The sequence below is a fragment of the Nocardia sp. NPDC051750 genome (assembly GCF_044453135.1).
Classification (GTDB): domain Bacteria; phylum Actinomycetota; class Actinomycetes; order Mycobacteriales; family Mycobacteriaceae; genus Nocardia.
In genome coordinates this window covers 932,810-949,571 of sequence record NZ_JBITCK010000001.1, presented here as the reverse complement: position 1 = coordinate 949,571, position 16,762 = coordinate 932,810, and the positions used below count along the sequence as shown (strand labels likewise).

Below are 16,762 nucleotides of genomic sequence, written 5' to 3'. Positions count from 1 at the left end.
GCGTTCACCGCTGCGCCTCCGCGTCACCGTCGATACCGAAAACCTTCTCCCAGGCGGCGGTGCCGGTGAGTTCCGCGTGCGCGGCCCGGTAGCGCTGCCGCATCTCCGGCATCCGGTCGGCGAGCTCCTTGCGCAACCGCAGCGCCTCCCGCAACAGCCCGTAGGCCTGCCGCGGATCACGTTTGCGGTACACCACACCACGCCCGTCGGCGGTGGTCACGGTGACACCGTCGACCTGGGAGAGCAGGAACCAGCGCGCGTCCAGCGTCGGAACATTCAGCTGCGGGCGTTCGTGATGCTCCGGGTGGGCCGGGCGCAGATTGTTCAGCAGGCCCTTGCCCAGCCGCACGATCTTGGCGATCGGATTGGCGGGTTCGGCCACCGCACCGACACCGATCCCGCTGGCCAGCGGCAGTTCGGTCGACGACGGCAAGATCACCGCGTCCGGATACTGCTTGCGCAGTTCGTGTACCGCGCCCAGGGCGCTGGGCAGCAGCTCGAACAGGCGCTGCGGCCCTGCCAGGAAATCGCGGATCGCGAGATTCTGGATGGCGACCGTCGAATATTCCAGACAGAGCAGATGTTTGAGAGTGGCCTTGACGGTGTGCGCGATCATCGCGCGGCCGTTACCCGGCTGGTGCAACGAGGCCACAACCAGGCGGTTGCGCAGATGGAAGTACGCCTGCCAGTCGATGGCGTCGTCTTTATCGCTCCACGCCATATGCCAGACGGCGGCGCCCGGCAGGGTGACCGTGGGATAGCCGGCCTCCCGGGCCCGCAGCCCGTATTCGACGTCGTCCCATTTCAGGAACAGCGGTAGCGGCTGACCGAGCTGCTCGGCGACCTGCCGCGGAATCACACACGTCCACCAGCCGTTGAAATCGCCGTCGATCCGCCGGTGTAGCAGTTTCGAATTGTCCCGGTCGCGCAGGGGGTACTTGGCGAAATCGTGGTCGTAGTCGACATTCGGCGCCGCCGACCACATGAAGACATTGCGATCGACCACCTCGCCCATCACATGCAGGTGTGACCGTTCCTGCAGGTTGAGCATCTGGCCACCCACCAGCACCGGTGATTTGGCGAACCGGGCGAAGGCCAGCGCGCGCAGGATCGAATCGGGTTCGATCTCGATATCGTCGTCCATGTAGACGATGTATTCGGCGCTGGTGGTTTTGAGCGCCTCGTACATGACCCGGCTGTAGCCGCCGGAACCGCCGAGGTTGGGCTGGTTGTGAATGGCGAGCCGGTCACCGAGCACGGCCGCGGCCTCGTCGAAACCGGGTTCGTCGACGACCTTGCGGGTGCCCTGGTCCGGAATGATCACCGCGTCGATCTGCGCCAGCACGAGCGGATCGGCGCCGAGCGCGTTCAGGGTCTTCACGGCGTCGGTCGGGCGGTTGAAGGTCGGCATGCCGACGGCGATCCGGCCGTCACCCGGCGCCTCGATCGGCGCGTACCAGCCGCCGGAGACCAGCGTCACCGCGGTATCGGTGGTGATATCGAACCAGAGCCAGCCGCCGTCCTCGAACGGCCCGAGATCGGTCTCCAGCTCGACGGACACGGTTTCGGTGCCGGGCGCGACCGCGAACTCGCCACCCTGGACATGGATCCGGGACCCGTCGGCCTTGGACCGGTACAGGTCGACCCGCCCGTGCCCGGCCAGTTCCAGCCGCAACACCACCGAATCGAGCATGCTCCAGCGCCGCCAGTAGCTGGCCGGCAGCGCATTGAAGTAGGTGCAGAACGACACCTCGGACTCCGCGCCCACCGAGAGCGAGGTCCGGGTGGTGGCGTGCGCGCGCCGCGCGTTGGTCGCCGACTCTTCCAAGTACAGGGTGCGCACATCCAGCGGCTCCCCCGGGCGGGGCAGGATAACCCGCTGCAGGAGCGATTTCGCACGGGTGGCGGACGCGCTGCGCGCCAGTGATGCGGAGGTCATACGTCGTTGTTCTCCTCGGCCAGCGGTGCACCCGTTTCCAGGTGCGGCCGCAGCACATTGTCGAACATGTTCAGTGCACTCGCGATGGCCATATGCATATCCAGGTACTGATAGGTACCGAGGCGGCCGCCGAACAGGACCTTCGCCGTGGCGGTCTCCTGCTTGGCCAGCTCGCGGTAGGCGGTCAGTTTGGCTCGGTCATCCGGGGTGTTGATCGGATAGTACGGTTCGTCACCGGTCTTGGCGAAACGCGAGTACTCGCGCATGATGACCGTCTTGTCCGTCGGGTAGTCCCGTTCCGGGTGGAAATGCCGCGGTTCGATGATCCGGGTGTAGGGCGGATCCGCGTCGTTGTAGTTCATCACCGAGGTGCCCTGGAAGTCGCCGGTGGGCAGGACCTCGGTCTCGAAGTCGATGGTTCGCCAGCCCAGCTCACCCTCGGTGTAATCGAAGTAGCGGTCCAGCGGGCCGGTGTAGACGACCGGGGCGTCCGGGTTCTGTGCGCGCAACTCGTCGCGGACGTCGAACCAGTCGGTGTCCACCCGGACCTCGATCAGCTCACTGGCCGCCATGTTCTCCAGCCACTTCGTGTACCCCTCCTTGGGCAGGCCCTCGTAGGTGTCGTTGAAGTAGCGGTTGTCGAAGGTGTAGCGAACCGGGAGGCGGGTGATATTGCCGGCGGGCAGTTCCTTGGGATCGGTCTGCCACTGCTTGGCGGTGTAATTGCGGAAGAAAGCCTCATAGAGCGGGCGGCCGATCAGCGAGATGGCCTTTTCCTCGAGGTTCTGTGCGTCCTTGGTCTCGATCTCCGAGGCCTGCTCGGCGATCAGCGCACGCGCTTCCTCCGGGGTGAAATACCGGCCGAAGAATTGGGAGACCAGGCCCAGGCCCATCGGGAACTGGTAGGCCTGACCTTTGTGCAGGGCGAAAACGCGGTGTTGGTAGCCGGTGAACTCGGTGAACTGAGTGACATAGTCCCAGACTCGTTTGTTCGAAGTGTGGAACAGATGTGCACCATATTTGTGGATTTCGATCCCGGTTTCCGGTTCCGGCTCCGAATAGGCGTTACCACCGATATGCGGACGGCGGTCCAGCACGAGGACTCTTTTGCCGAGTAGGTTCGCGCTGCGCTCGGCGACGGTCAGCCCGAAGAACCCGGAGCCGACGACGATCAGGTCGAACTGTGCGTTGTTATCTGAGTTACCCGGAGACGATGCGGCGGTCACGGGAGCCCAGCGTATCGGAAGCGTTTCCAGGCGCCAGTCGGGATCAGCGGGTGAGCGGTAACACCAGGTGGGGCGGTCGGCACCCAGGGGGTAGTCGAAAAAACGTTCGCCGGGGCCGGTACGTGACCGGCCCCGGCGAACGGGTGCGATTATCGACCGCGTCAGTAGCCGTACGGGGCGGGGCCGTAGCCGCCGGCCATCGCGGGCATCCGGGCCGCATCGATCCACTGCTTGGTGGAACCGAGCGCGGCCAGGACCAGGGTCAGGATGGCGAAGAAACCACCGACAATGCCGCCGAGGAGCCCGAGCCCGAAGATCGAGACGACGATGAAGGCGACACAGGCGACGATGACCGTGGTCCGTCCGGCGCTGCTGCGCCGCAGCAGCATGATGCCGCCGATCAGCAGCGCGAGGGCCACGATGATGTAGGCGATACCCCAGACGATACCGACACCTTCGAAGTCGATGTCCACATCGGTCCCACTGCTGCTGCTACTGCTGCTGGAGGAGGAACTGCTGCGGCGCCGTGCACCGGTGGCCAGGACCGCCCCGCTGGTCAGCGAGCTCTCGGAGGTGGCAGCGGCCAGAATGAACATGGAGATCGCCATGCCCACACTGGACAACGCGCCGAGTAGGGCGAGGATGCCCGCCGTGATACCGGTGCCCCCGCTGGGCGCGGGCCGATATCCGTATGGATTGGGTGTGGCGTAGGCCGGGGCCGGGGCCGGGTATCCCGGCTGATGCGGCGGCTGACCATACGGGTAACTCATGGGACCTCCCCCTCGACAAGATTTTCGGGAACTCTACCGCGTCACAGCGGGGTTCGCCGAGGGTATATCCCACCGCATGGTGAAACACAAGGGCCAGACTATTTTTCGCGTGCGAGCCTCTGCGCGGTCCCGATCGGTCAGTGGATGTTCTTGCCGGCGTATACCTTCATCGCATCGCGAACCAGCGCCATCGTCCCCGCCCCGTGCCGGTCGTCGATCTCGAAACATCCGTCGGCGACATACATTTCACCGGGACCCGCGAAGTATTGCGGACGGTCGAATTCCTCGAAAACTTCTGCCGCCACGAGTCGTTCACCTCGTTCCAACCTGCCCGATGTGATGTATACCGACTCGATCCGGCGGCGGATCCGGTCCTGTTCGCCGCGCAGCAGGTCCAGTTGCGCGCGCAGCGCGGCCGCGGCGTCCCATTCCGCGGCCCGGCCCCGCACCCACGACCACCCCCCTTCCGTATCGCGTCGGTACCACCAGCGTGCAAGTTGACGCAACGTCAAGGTCGAGTGGTCGCGGGCCGCGCTACGAACCGTCGGCCAGATCGGTCACCTCCAGATCCATCGGGATCTTCGGCGCGCCCGGCACCGCCGCCGGCCGATCACCCTCCACCAATGGGCCACCGGGCCGGGATTGCGGCACCGAACTGTCGGGCCGGGATTGCGGCGCGTCCGCGGTCCCGGCCCGCCCGGCCGGCACGCGGCCTGGTGCTACGCCGGGGTCACCGGAATCGCCCGCATCCGTCCCCGAGCGGCCGGGTTCGGTCGCTCCCGAGGCCGGGCCGCCGGATTCAGCCGGTCCCGATTCGGTGCCGTTGGGTCCGGTCGCGCCAGGTTCGGTGGTTCCGGAGTCGGTTCCCGGTTCGGCACTGCCCGACGTGGGGTCGTCGAGATCCGGGACCAATTGCATCAGCGTGGTGAAGTCCACCACCTGCGCGCCCAGGTCCGGGGTGTAGACGATGACGCCGTTCTCGAACAGCCGGTAGCTGCCGGCGTCGTCGGGCAGCGGCATCTCCGGTGTGACGGGCAGGCCGACCGCACTGCGCGCACCACCCATTTCCGCGTAGGCGGTATCGATCGGCGAGGGAGTCGCGCCCGGGGCCACGCCGGGCATACCCGGCGTCGTACCGTTCGGCGACACCGGCAGGCTGCCTTCCGGGGTCCGCGGCACCGGTGCCGAACCGGATTTGTTGCCTTCCGGGGAAGCCGGGACGGGTGGTACGGAATCCGCGGGCAAGCCGGGCGAGGATCCGTGCGGCAGCGAGGTCGCGGTATCCGGGTTCACCGGCGGGGCCGGCATCGGCGTGGCGACCGTCAATTCTGCGGGCGTCGGGCCCACCTCGAAAGTCTGGATGTCGGCGGGGCTGCCGCCGTCCGGTGCGGCCGAATACTCTGCCCGCAGAATCCGCCCGTCGCGCAACAGCACCCGGCCCACGGTGGAGTCCACGGCGGCGGTGGTGCGCGTGTCTTCCTGCGCGGTTCCGCTGTAGACCTGGCAATCGGTGGTGTCGCAGGTCTGTGCGTACGGCCAGCGGGCCTCGGCCAGGGCGTAGGAGCGCGCCGCGATGGCCTGCGCCTCCAGCGCTGCGGGGGCCCAATCGGCGGGCATCTCCGCCGGTACCACGCCGAGCAGATAGTCCTGGACGTCCACCCGGTTGACCGTGCGCGGTTCGCCGTTCTCGGCGGCCACGCCCAGCGATCCGCGGTACGCACCGCCGCCGCACAGAGTCAGGTGCTCGTTCGCCGGACGGTTGGGATTCGGGTCGATCGGATAGACCCACGGGTCACCGACCGAGGTTTCCCAGAGCACCGCGCCGTCACATCCGTCGGTGACCACGACATGCGCACCACCGTCGGGCAGCGGTATCAAGCGGGCGGCCTCGCCCGGGCTCAGCTCGCGGCCCGCGACGCGGGCACCCGCGTCCGAGAAGATGACCGGTTCGGCGCCGTCGTAACCCTGCAGCCGGACCGACACCGAAGCAGGTCCGATGGTGCCGATCTCCGCCCCCGGGTAATAGTGGCCGAGGATCTGCTCGACATTCTGGCCGCCGCGGGCGTTCTGCAGGGCGCCGTGCTGGCTCAGCCCCCGGCCGTGACCCGGACCGGACTCGGCAATCATCCGGTACACGTCCCCGGCCGAGGGCGCCAGTAAGGCTCCGCCGATCAGCAGTGCCGTCGCGCCACAGACGAAAAACGGCCCCGGCCGAATCCGCCGACCTCGCATCGATTGCGGCAATCGGCCCACAACCAGCGGATTCGCCAGTCGCAGCGGCACTTTCGGGCGAGTTATGTTCTTTCGGTATGGCATACACGCACTCCCATCGTTTTGCCCGGACGTTTGCCTCGACACGACGTCGGCATGTCGTTTCGACCGGCCACGATCCGGGAGCTACATTCGAGCGACCAGGTAAGCCTCAACCTCAGGTTTAGATTTGTGACGAATGTGGCTAGTGTGGTCCGTGAGTCTCGAGTTCGCAAGCATGACTTGCTCACCGATCACTGGTTGCAACCCTGATTGGAGACGCTCGTGCCCTACCGCAAACCGAAGCGTTCCTACGTCCTGCCGGTTGTCGCGCTAGTTGCGGTCGCGGGCCCGATCCTGGTCCCCACGGTCATCGGCCCCGGCAAACCGGCCGACCAGGTGGAACTCACCGCCGTACCGCCACTGCTCACCGAGCTGGCGCTGAAGAGCGCACCCGATATCGTCCTGCCGCTGGCCGAACTCACCGGCCTCGACCTCCCCGACCTGCACCTGTCCGATCTGCAGGCACTGGACCTGCCGGGCCTCACCCCCGCGCCGACCAATGCCGGACCGGGCGGGCGGATGCCCGGTCGCCGGCCCGGGCTCGGATTCGTCACCGAAGCCCCCGGCGGCACACCGTCCGCCGACACCCCGGCCCTCACCCCGGGTGTCATCCCCCCTGAATTCATGAACGCCGTCGGCGCCCAGGTCAAGGAACTCACCCGGGAAGAGCCGTTCAGCATGGTCGCGCTGACCGCCCCGGACCTGGCGAACACCACGGTGATGGTCCGGGCCAAACAGCCCGACGGCGCCTGGGGCCAGTGGTACGAGGCCAGCCCGATCGACGGCGCCGACGGTGTGGCCGACGGCGCGCCCGCGGGCACCGACCCGATCTACGTCGGCAACACCACCGCGGTACAGGTCCTGGTCACCCGGAAACCGCACCAGAACCCGGGCGGGCCGCTCGAGCCCACCCCCGCCGCGGCCGGGGAACAAGCACCTCCCGACCTCACGGCCGTCCTGATCGACCCCGGCCGCGGCGCCGTCGACGACCATCTCCAGGACATCGCCGCCGCCCTGCCCGGCGGCGGCCCGCGCGTGATCACCCGCAACCAATGGGGCGCCGACGAATCGATCCGCTGCCAGGAACCCACCTACGACGACGGACTCGGCGGGATCACCGTGCACCACACGGCCGGCCGCAACGACTACAGCCAGGGCGAATCCGCCGGCATCGTGCGTGCCGTCTACGCCTACCATTCGCAGACCCTGGGCTGGTGCGATATCGGCTACAACGCGCTGGTCGACAAGTACGGCCAGATCTTCGAGGGCCGCTACGGCGGACTCAACGAGCCGGTACAGGGCGCACACGCGGGCGGTTTCAACGAAAACACCTCCGGGGTCGCGATCATGGGCGACTACCAGGCCGAACAACCCACCGACGCCTCGATCGAAGCCACCGGCAAGTTCATCGGCTGGCGGGCCAAGATCGCCGGGCTGGACCCCAAGGGCCAGACCACCATGTACTCCGAGGGCACCGAATTCACCCGGTACGCCCGGGGCGAGGAGGTGAAGTTGCCGGTGGTCTTCGCGCACCGCGACGTCGGCAACACCAGCTGCCCCGGCGACGCCGCGTACGCGCAGATGGACCGCATCCGCACGATCGCGGCCGGTGAAGCCGGCGGAACCCAGTCTCAGTCGCAAACGCCCCGCAGCCAGGCCTCCCGCTCGGACCTGGCCGCACTCGCCGATCTCACCGCGAAACTGCTGACCATGGTCAACGACAACCTGATCGCCAAATACTGGGTGTCCAAGGGCGGCCCCGACGGCCCGCTCGGCCAGGCCGCCTCCGAACCGCTGCCCGCGGCCCACGGCCAGCAGTACGCGAAATTCGTGAACGGCTACGTCTACACCGCACCCGACGGGCAGGCCCACGAAGTGGTCGGCAAGATCCTGGACAGCTTCCTGGCACTGGGCGGCGACACCGGCGCGCTCGGTCTGCCGCTGACCAGCCCCTACCCCGTCCCCGAAGGCCTGCGCGCCGATTTCCAGAACGGTTCGCTGATCCTGAACCAGGCCACCGATATCGTCACCACGCTCTGGAAGGCCTACAACGAGACCAACCAGCCGCAGGTCCAGGGAGCTCCCGACCCGCAGGCCGCCCCGATCCCGGCTCCCACCCCACCCGGCGCGGTTGCCCCGGGACAGCTGCAGGGCCAGGGCGCACCGGCGAACCCGCAGCCAGCCCGGCTCCCGGCCCCGGGAGCACCTGCCGTAGTTCCCTCGCCGTCGCCGGCCCTCGGTGACCCGGGACACCAGCCCGCACCGGCCATCGCGGCACCGGTTCCCGGACACCAACAGGTACCGGCGGCACCGGAACCGGCACAACAACCACCGCAAGCGCCCGCGCAGACTTCGCCGTCGTACGGCCCCACAGTGGGTGCCGTAGAGGCAGCACCACCGGCGGCCGCGCCGCTGCAAGATTCGGCCGCCACGCCGATCGACACACCCCCACCGCTTCGAACGACGACCGACGGCGCTGCTTCGGTGCCATCCGCACCGGCTTTCGGCACCCCGGCGCGGCAGCCGCAAACACCCGCTACCCCGACGACACCGCACCCAGCTCCCACAACCCCCGAGATCCTCCCGCCGACACCGGCCCCCACCAGCGAGTCGGCAGCGCCACCTGCTCCGACGGCCTGAACAGAACAGAATCGAGCCGCGCCGACTGTGCCTCACAGTCGGCGCGGTTTTCTGTCCGCCGATGATCCCCACGGCGCACAAGCGGCCGGGTTCCAGCAACATCGCCCGTGCCACGAGCGCCACTAAGTCCAAGCCAGGACTGCCCTGGTCAGTACATACTCCGGCCGGCCCTGCCCCAGGGTGCGCCAGCAGTCGCGCACCCGCCGACCACGGCGAGGCCGTTCCGCAATTCCTCGACACAGAGACCGGCACCGCGAGGCCGGCGTCGCCTCGGCCATGACGCCGGACAGTAATGGTCACCGCCGCTCCCCGCATCGGCCTACCTGGTGAGCCGACCCGAGCGGTCCGGTTCAGGAACGCTCCGGCTCCTGCGGCCACCAGCGCTCCAGCACCCGCGCCACCCCGTCCTCGCTGTTGGTCCCCGTCACCTCGTCCGCCGCCGCAAGCGCCTCCGGGTGCGCATGCCCCATGGCCACTCCCAGCCCGGCCATCCGCAGCATCGGGATGTCATTGGGCATATCACCGAACGCAACCATCTCCGCCGGCGCGATTCCGGACTGCTCACCGATGAGGCGCAACCCGTGCGCCTTCGTGACCCCGGGGGCGGAGATCTCGACCAGCCCGTGATCGGTCGAATAAGTGATATCCGCGCGATCACCGATATGCCCCGCCAGAGTGGCCGCCATATCACCGCTGCGCGCACCCGGCAGCCGGATCAGCATTTTGATCGCCGGGGAATCGATGACCTCGTCGCGCGCCACCGCGGTGTCGTCCGGGTTCAGCCAGGCGTGCTCGTACTGGGGCGAACTCACGAACTGCGGCGTCGCCGCATCATGCGCACTGGAGCCCACCCGTTCGGCCGCCAACCCACAGCCCGGGAGCACCTTCTCCGCGAGATCGGCCAGCCAGGCCAGCGTCGGCACATCCAGTGTTCTGGTGCCGAACACCCGATCCGTCTCGGCGTCGTAGAGCACGGCCCCGTTCCCGCATACACACAGCGGCGCGAAACCGAGACCGGCCACGACCGGCGCTATCCAGCGCGGTGGCCGCCCCGTCGCCAGCACGAACTGCGCTCCGTCGGCCACCAGCGACTCGACCACGGCCCTGGTCCGCGCGGTCACCTGCTCGTAGGGGTCGATCAAGGTGCCGTCCACATCGGAGGCCACAAGTTTCGGTTTGGGCAGCTGCGTTGCGGTCACCCGCTCCATTCTGCTGTGTCCTCGCGCGGCCGGACCGGCGCGTCCCCGCACGGCCGGTTCGCGGTGCCGCCACACGGCCGGGCGGCAGAGACGCCCGCGGGTGAACACGCAGCGAGCCGTCCGCCGCGCAGTGCGCGGCAACGCTCCCTATGATCAGGGGCTACACCTGATATCGAGGGGAACGATGGCCGGCTTTCTGTTGCGACGCGCACTCAACTACGTCGTGCTGTTGCTGCTGGCGTCATTCCTGACCTTCAGTCTCGCCTCGCTGACCTTCCGCCCGCTGGACAGCCTGGAACAGCGCAACCCGCGGCCTCCGCAGTCGGTGATCGATGCCAAAGCCGAGCAACTGCATCTGAACGAGCCGATCCCACAGCGCTACGTCATCTGGATGCAAGGGGTTGTGCGTGGCGATTTCGGCGAGACCCTCGGCGGACAACCGGTGAGCGAGGAGCTCGGCCGCCGGGTCGCGGTGAGTCTGCGGCTGCTCATCCTCGGCTCGATCATCGGCACCGTACTGGGCGTGCTGATCGGCGCGGCGGGCGCGATCCGCCAGTACAGATTCAGCGACTACTTCACCACGATCGTCTCGCTGCTGATCCTGTCCACTCCGGTGTTCCTGCTCGCCACGCTCCTCAAATTCGGTGCGCTGGAAATCAACTCGATGACCGGCCAGCAGATCTTCCTGTACACCGGCGAGACATCCGCGACCCAGATCGAGGGTTTCGGCGCGCAACTCGTCGACCGCCTGCAACACCTGGTCCTACCGACCCTGACCCTCGCACTCGGCGGTATGGCCGGATACAGCCGCTACCAGCGCAATGCCATGCTCGACGTCCTGCAGAGCGATTTCATCCGCACCGCGCGCGCCAAGGGCCTGACCCGGAACAAGGCCCTCTACAAACACGGTCTGCGCACCGCGCTGATCCCGATGGCCACTCTGTTCGCCTACAGCCTGGGTGGGCTGATCACGGGAGCGACCTTCACCGAGAAGATCTTCGGCTGGCACGGAGTCGGGGAGTGGCTGGTCGATTCGATCAACGCACAGGACATCTACGTGGTCGCCACTGTCACCGCGTTCGCCGGCTTGGTGGTCCTGGTCTCCGGGCTGCTCTCCGATATCGTCTACGCCCTCCTCGACCCCCGGGTGCGGGTGGCATGAGCGAGTCAGGCCCGGAGGCGGCAGCGAAGCGTCACCACGCAGGGCCCTCGCTCATGCTGCATCGACACAGCATGAACGGGATCGGCCCGATGCCGGATGGGCAGAGCATGAGCAGGTCAGGTCCCCGCGAATCCACCGAGGGCGCATCGTGAGTATCAACGAAACCGAGATCCTGGTCCAGGGAGCGCCGGAGCCGGCAGCGACCGGGCGACGCAAACTGGTTTTGCGCCGTTTCCTGCGCAACAAGCCCGCGCTGTTCGGGGCGGCGATGCTGGTCCTGCTGTTCCTCGCCAGTTTCGTGCTGCCCTCCTTCCTGCCCTACGACCACCAGGAACTCGACTACACCGCGCTACTGCAGCCGCCCAGTCCACAGCATCCCTTCGGCACCAACGAGATCGGCCAGGACGTGCTCGCGCAGACCCTGCGCGGCCTGCAGAAATCGCTCATCATCGGCTTCTGTGTGGCACTGGCTTCCACCACCCTCGCGGCCCTCGTCGGAGCGATCTCGGGGCTGTTGGGCGGCTGGACCGACCGAGTCTTCATGTGGCTGGTCGATCTCCTGCTGGTGGTCCCGAGCTTCATCGTCGTCGCCCTTTTCGCGCCCCGCACGAAGGGCAGCGGTTCGATCCTGCTGCTGATCGTGCTGCTCAGTGTGTTCGGCTGGATGATCAGCGCGCGGATCGTGCGCGGGCTGACCATGAGCCTGCGCGAACGCGAATTCGTCCGGGCCGCCCGCTATATGGGCGCACCCACCCATACGGTCATCCTGACCCATATCGTGCCCAATATCGCCTCGATCCTGATCATCGATACGACACTCACGGTCGGCGCCTCGATCATGGCCGAAACCGGTCTGAGCTTCCTCGGTTTCGGTGTGCAACCGCCGGATGTCTCGCTGGGCACTCTCATCGCCAACGGCACCAGTTCCGCCATGACCTACCCGTGGCTGTTCATGTTCGCGGGCGGACTGCTGATCATCACCGTGCTCTGCGCGAACCTGGTCGGTGACGGGTTGCGCGACGCCTTCGATCCGGGCGCGAAACATGCGCGGTCCCGTCCGCCGCGCAAAGCGCGGAAGGCGCAGCGAGCGCTGGAAGCTCAGCAGGCAGAGGACGCACGGAAATGACCGGAGAAACCACCATGACGGAATCGGCGGCGAACCGGTCCGGCGGATCCGGCGCCGGGCAACCGGCGGCACCCCTGCTCGAGGTATCGGACCTGCGAGTGTCCTTCCCCAGCGAGGAAGGCCGCATCGACGCGGTGCGCGGGGTGGACTACACGCTCGCCGACGGCGAAGTCCTGGCCATCGTCGGTGAATCGGGGTCTGGTAAATCGGTGTCCTCGCTGGCGGTGATGGGCCTGCTGCCGGAGCAGGCGCGGGTCAGCGGGTCGATCCGGTTACGCGGCCGGGAACTGGTCGGGCTGGGCGATAAGGAACTGTCGAAACTGCGCGGCAGCACGGTGAGCATGGTGTTCCAGGACCCGCTCTCGGCACTCACCCCCGTATTCCGGGTGGGCGAACAGATAGCCGAGGCGCTGCTCGCCCACGGGTCGATGAGCAAGGACGCGGCCGCGAAACGCGCCGTGGAACTGCTGGATCTGGTCGGTATCCCCGACCCGGAGTTGCGCGCCCGGGCTTTTCCGCACGAATTCTCCGGTGGGATGCGTCAGCGGGTGGTGATCGCCATGGCCATCGCGAACGACCCGGCCCTGATCATCTGCGACGAACCGACCACCGCGCTCGATGTGACGGTGCAGAAACAGATCCTGAATCTGTTGCGCAAGGCGCGCGATATCACCGGCGCCGGCGTCATCATGATCACCCACGATCTGGGTATCGCGGCCACGATCGCCGACCGCGTGGCGGTGATGTATGCCGGCCGGATCGTGGAGACCGCGAGCACCGCGGCGCTGTTCCGGAACCCGCGGATGCCCTACACCGTGGGCCTGCTCGGCTCCATCCCCCGGATGGACGGTCCGCCGCGCACCCCACTGATCCCGATAGTCGGCGCCCCGCCAGCCATGCACGCGCTGCCGCCGGGATGCTCGTTCGCCCCGCGCTGCCCCGTCGCGATCGACGAATGCCGCGGCGCCGAACCTCCACTCGCCGAAACCGGCCCGGGTCAGCGCGCGGCCTGCATTCGCACGGCCGAACTCGACTCCCGCGCGCTGTTCGACGCCTACCGGCAGGAGGTGGGTGCCGCAGCGGCCGTGCCGGAAGCCGATTCGCCGGTGGTGCTGAAGGTCACCGACCTGGTGAAAACGTTCCCGATCACCTCCGGTGTGCTGCTGCGGCGCCGCAAAGGCGAAGTACGCGCGGTGGACGGGATCAGTTTCGAGATCCGGGCGGGACGCACGCTCGCTCTCGTCGGTGAATCGGGTTCCGGGAAGTCGACCACGCTCACCCAGATCCTGGACATGGTGAAACCACAGTCCGGGACCATCGAGGTCATGGGCCGGGATGTCGCGACGTTGACCAGGTCCGAACGCCGCGACCTGCGCCGGAAGCTGCAGATCGTATTTCAGGATCCCACCGCCTCGCTCGATCCCCGCCTGCCTGTCGCCGATGCGATCGCGCAGCCGATGCGGATCGCCGGACGGCCGAAATCCGAGATCGCCCAGCGGGTGCCGGAACTGCTGCGGCAGGTGGGTTTACGCCCCGAGCATGCCGATCGATATCCGGGAGATTTCTCGGGCGGTCAGAAACAGCGCATCTGCGTCGCCCGCGCCCTCGCGCTCGACCCGGAGGTACTGGTGCTCGACGAACCGGTGTCCTCGCTGGATGTCTCCATCCAGGCCGGAGTGCTGAATCTGCTGCGCGACCTGCAAGCCGATCGCGGACTGTCGTACCTTTTCGTCTCGCACGATCTGTCGGTGGTGCGGAATCTGGCGCATGATATCGCCGTGATGTACCGGGGCGAGATCGTCGAAGCGGGTCCGGCCGAGCAGATCTTCGAGGCCCCGGAACACGCGTATACGCGGTCGCTCATCGAAGCGGTACCCGTGCCCGTGGTACAGGGTTGACAGACGTGCTCTCCGGACCCACCGGCAGGAAGGAAGTATCGGCCATGAGGATTCGATCTGTGGGGAGAAGGCTCGCGGTGCCGCTGTGCGCTGTGGCCTTACTCGCCGGATGTGCCGCGAACGACAGTGGCGCGCCGGAAGGAGCAGTCGCCGAGCTCGGTTCGGTCAACGACATCAACCCGCACGACGTGAGCGAACTGCGTGATGGCGGAAACCTGCGGTTGGCCATGTCGTCGTATCCGGAACAGTGGAATCCGCTGCAACTGGACGCCGATGGCGGATCAGCGGCCCTCGTCCGGCCGACACTGCCCCGCTCCTTCACCACCGACGCCGCCGGCAAAACCTCGGTGGACACCAACTACTTCACCAGCGTGGAGCTCACGAGCACCGAACCGCAACAGGTGACCTACACGATCAACCCGAAGGCCGTGTGGTCCGACGGCAGCCCGATCACCTGGGAGGACATCGCCTCCCAGGCGAACGCGCTCAGCGGCCGCGACGAGCGATTCCTGGTGGGTAACACCATGGGTTTCGATCGAGTCGAGAAGGTGGAACGCGGCGTCGACGATCGCCAGGCGATCATCACCTTCAACAAGCATTTCGCGGACTGGGCCGGGCAGTTCGCGGGCAACAGCATGCTCTTGCCCAAGGAAGCAACGGCCACACCTGAGGCCTTCAACGAAGGCTGGCGCAACGGCGTGACCAAGACCGCCGGGCCCTTCGTTGTCCAGTCCGCCGACCGCGCGCAGAGCCGAGTAGTGCTGGGCCGCAATCCCAAATGGTGGGGCGATACCCCCAAACTCGACACCATCACCTTCAGTGAGCTGGCCGCCGAGGCCATGGTCCCAGCCCTGGCAAACAATGAGATCGACGCGGTCGGGCTGGGCACACGTGACGATATGGAAACCGCCCGCAAGACCGCCGGCGTCGCGATCCGCCGGGCGCCCAGCAATTACTGGAACCACCTGACCTTCAACGGCGCTCCCGGCTCACTGCTGGAGGATCCCGGCGTCCGGGTTGCGATCATCAAGGCGATCGACCGCAACGGTATCGCCAAAGCAATCCAGAACGGTCTCGTACCGGATCCGAAGCCGCTGAACAACCACATCTTCGTCCAGGGGCAGGAGGGCTACCAGGACAACAGCCTGCCGTTCGACCCCGAGGCCGCGGCCCGCGAACTGGACGCCCTCGGCTGGAAACTGAACGGCGATGTCCGCGAGAAGAACGGGCGACGGCTCGAGATCCGCGATGTGATGTACAACCAGCAGTCCTGGGTCCAGATCGCGCAGATCATCCAGCAGAACCTCGCCAAGATCGGGGTCAAGCTGAACATCGAGACCAAACCGGGCGCCGGATTCTTCACCGACGTGATCCAGCCCGGCGATTTCGATGCGGGCCAGTGGAGCTGGCAGGGTGACGCCTTCCCGCTCAGCAGTATTCCGCAGATCTGGGGCTACTACCCCGACGACCTGCAGGGCAACTACGGCCGGATCGGTTCGCCCGAACTGAACCAGCTCATCGAAGAGACCCTCTCGGAACTGGACCCGAAGAAGGCCATCGAGCTCGCCAACCAGGTCGACCAGGCTGTCTGGGCGGAAGGTCACTCGATTCCGCTGGTGCAGTCCGCCGGGAACGTGGGTGTGCGCGATAACCTCGCCAACTACGGCGCCGCCGGCCTGGCCTCCCTGGACTACACGAAAATCGGTTTCCTGAAGTGAGTTCCGGGATGGGCCGCCCCCTGGCCTATCCGCTGGTAGTGACGATCGGCGCCCTCGCGGTACTCACCGCGTGGGCGCCGTTCGCCGATCCGGACCAGCTCAGCGCACTGCTCGTGGTGGGGTTGGGGATCGTCGGCTACACCGGATACCGGCTCGCGGTGGCGCTCGGAGCGGTAAGGCTCGGTGTCGAGACCGCGCAGCCCGTACCGGTGCGGCGCATACGGCAGGAGTTCCAGCTTCAGAGCAGGTCCTGGCTCGAACTACGCGATGCCGGGCGAATTCGCTGGATACCGGTTTATTTCACGCCGTCGTTGGTCGGCTTCACCGGTGGTACAGCCGAGTTCGACGGTCACCGGATCGTGCTGCGCACATCGGATCCGGCCGGAACCGCGGCCGCGGACGAACCGGCTGCGAATACCGCCCGGACACCTGCCACCGGCCCGGAGGTGTACGCGCTGCCGGCGGGGCGGATGCGGGTACACGAGCCCCGCGGTCGGCTGATCGACAATCCCTCGCGTCCGGACGCGGCCACCGGAGAACGAGCACGAGCGGCGGCGAAATTCCCGCGCAGGCTGCTACTCGACGCGCAGTCAGTGGTCGCTGCCCCGTTCATCGGCCTGCTGTGGGTCTATGTCGTGGGCGGCGGGCTCACCGCATTCGCCGGCGCCTGCTGTGCGGCGGCCGCGGCCGCGATCTGGCTCTCCGCGATCCGCGGCTCCGACCCGAGCTGAGCTGAGCTGAGCTGAGCTGAGCTGAGTCTCGCAGCACCAC

Annotated in this window: 12 protein-coding genes; 6 read left to right on the top strand and 6 right to left on the bottom strand. The window is 67.2% G+C overall.

Annotation, left to right across the window (positions count from 1 at the left end; genetic code table 11):
• Positions 1-4: 4 nt before the first annotated feature.
• The 5 genes from ACIA75_RS04080 to ACIA75_RS04060 form a co-directional block, all read right to left on the bottom strand.
• Positions 5-1,939 (bottom strand): glycosyltransferase, encoded by a 1,935-nt coding sequence (locus ACIA75_RS04080; protein ID WP_397099685.1) that lies wholly within the window; start codon positions 1,937-1,939, stop codon positions 5-7.
• Complete coding sequence (gene glf / locus ACIA75_RS04075) at positions 1,936-3,165, bottom strand: UDP-galactopyranose mutase (RefSeq protein ID WP_397099683.1); 1,230 nt, start codon at positions 3,163-3,165, stop codon at positions 1,936-1,938. The genes ACIA75_RS04080 and glf overlap by 4 nt, the downstream gene beginning before the upstream one ends.
• 161 nt (positions 3,166-3,326) lie before the next feature.
• The gene (locus tag ACIA75_RS04070; protein ID WP_397099681.1) at positions 3,327-3,935 is read right to left on the bottom strand and encodes a hypothetical protein; all 609 of its coding nucleotides are present in this window, start codon (positions 3,933-3,935) and stop codon (positions 3,327-3,329) included.
• 137 nt (positions 3,936-4,072) lie between these two features.
• Positions 4,073-4,384, bottom strand: coding sequence for a hypothetical protein (locus tag ACIA75_RS04065; RefSeq protein WP_397099679.1), 312 nt, complete (start codon positions 4,382-4,384; stop codon positions 4,073-4,075).
• An 85-nt stretch (positions 4,385-4,469) separates the two neighbouring features.
• Positions 4,470-6,062 carry a SpoIID/LytB domain-containing protein gene (locus ACIA75_RS04060; RefSeq protein WP_397099677.1) on the bottom strand — a complete coding sequence of 531 codons (1,593 nt, stop codon included), beginning with the start codon at positions 6,060-6,062 and terminating at the stop codon, positions 4,470-4,472.
• A gap of 408 nt (positions 6,063-6,470) precedes the next feature.
• Here ACIA75_RS04060 and ACIA75_RS04055 point away from each other — a divergent pair, with 408 nt between their 5' ends.
• Positions 6,471-8,888 (top strand): N-acetylmuramoyl-L-alanine amidase, encoded by a 2,418-nt coding sequence (locus ACIA75_RS04055; RefSeq protein ID WP_397099675.1) that lies wholly within the window; start codon positions 6,471-6,473, stop codon positions 8,886-8,888.
• Positions 8,889-9,238: 350 nt separating this feature from the next.
• Here ACIA75_RS04055 and ACIA75_RS04050 read toward each other — a convergent pair whose 3' ends face one another.
• Positions 9,239-10,096, bottom strand: a complete 858-nt coding sequence (locus ACIA75_RS04050; RefSeq protein ID WP_397099672.1) for an HAD family hydrolase — start codon at positions 10,094-10,096, stop codon at positions 9,239-9,241.
• A gap of 175 nt (positions 10,097-10,271) precedes the next feature.
• On the opposite strand from ACIA75_RS04050, the gene ACIA75_RS04045 reads away from it, so the two are divergent.
• The 5 genes from ACIA75_RS04045 (at position 10,272) to ACIA75_RS04025 (ending at position 16,722) form a co-directional block, all read left to right on the top strand.
• Positions 10,272-11,249, top strand: coding sequence for an ABC transporter permease (locus ACIA75_RS04045; protein WP_397099670.1), 978 nt, complete (start codon positions 10,272-10,274; stop codon positions 11,247-11,249).
• A 154-nt stretch (positions 11,250-11,403) separates the two neighbouring features.
• Positions 11,404-12,375, top strand: coding sequence for an ABC transporter permease (locus ACIA75_RS04040; protein WP_397100907.1), 972 nt, complete (start codon positions 11,404-11,406; stop codon positions 12,373-12,375).
• 14 nt (positions 12,376-12,389) lie between these two features.
• Complete coding sequence (locus ACIA75_RS04035; RefSeq protein ID WP_397100905.1) at positions 12,390-14,273, top strand: dipeptide ABC transporter ATP-binding protein; 1,884 nt, start codon at positions 12,390-12,392, stop codon at positions 14,271-14,273.
• 44 nt (positions 14,274-14,317) lie between these two features.
• Positions 14,318-15,991: an ABC transporter family substrate-binding protein gene (locus ACIA75_RS04030; RefSeq protein ID WP_397099668.1), complete on the top strand. Its 1,674-nt coding sequence runs from the start codon at positions 14,318-14,320 to the stop codon at positions 15,989-15,991.
• 8 nt (positions 15,992-15,999) lie between these two features.
• A complete protein-coding gene (locus tag ACIA75_RS04025) occupies positions 16,000-16,722 on the top strand; it encodes a hypothetical protein (RefSeq protein ID WP_397099666.1) in 723 nt (240 codons plus the stop codon).
• The last annotated feature ends 40 nt before the right edge of the window (positions 16,723-16,762 follow it).

What these genes read in the sequence shown, in the direction of transcription:
- ACIA75_RS04050 (WP_397099672.1), bottom strand. Translation starts at nt 10,096, where the DNA reads ATGGAGCGGGTGACCGCAACGCAGCTGCCCAAACCGAAACTTGTGGCC.
- ACIA75_RS04045 (WP_397099670.1), top strand. Translation starts at nt 10,272, where the DNA reads ATGGCCGGCTTTCTGTTGCGACGCGCACTCAACTACGTCGTGCTGTTG.
- ACIA75_RS04070 (WP_397099681.1), bottom strand. Translation starts at nt 3,935, where the DNA reads ATGAGTTACCCGTATGGTCAGCCGCCGCATCAGCCGGGATACCCGGCC.
- ACIA75_RS04080 (WP_397099685.1), bottom strand. Translation starts at nt 1,939, where the DNA reads ATGACCTCCGCATCACTGGCGCGCAGCGCGTCCGCCACCCGTGCGAAA.
- ACIA75_RS04030 (WP_397099668.1), top strand. Translation starts at nt 14,318, where the DNA reads ATGAGGATTCGATCTGTGGGGAGAAGGCTCGCGGTGCCGCTGTGCGCT.
- ACIA75_RS04025 (WP_397099666.1), top strand. Translation starts at nt 16,000, where the DNA reads ATGGGCCGCCCCCTGGCCTATCCGCTGGTAGTGACGATCGGCGCCCTC.
- ACIA75_RS04035 (WP_397100905.1), top strand. Translation starts at nt 12,390, where the DNA reads ATGACGGAATCGGCGGCGAACCGGTCCGGCGGATCCGGCGCCGGGCAA.
- ACIA75_RS04060 (WP_397099677.1), bottom strand. Translation starts at nt 6,062, where the DNA reads ATGATTGCCGAGTCCGGTCCGGGTCACGGCCGGGGGCTGAGCCAGCAC.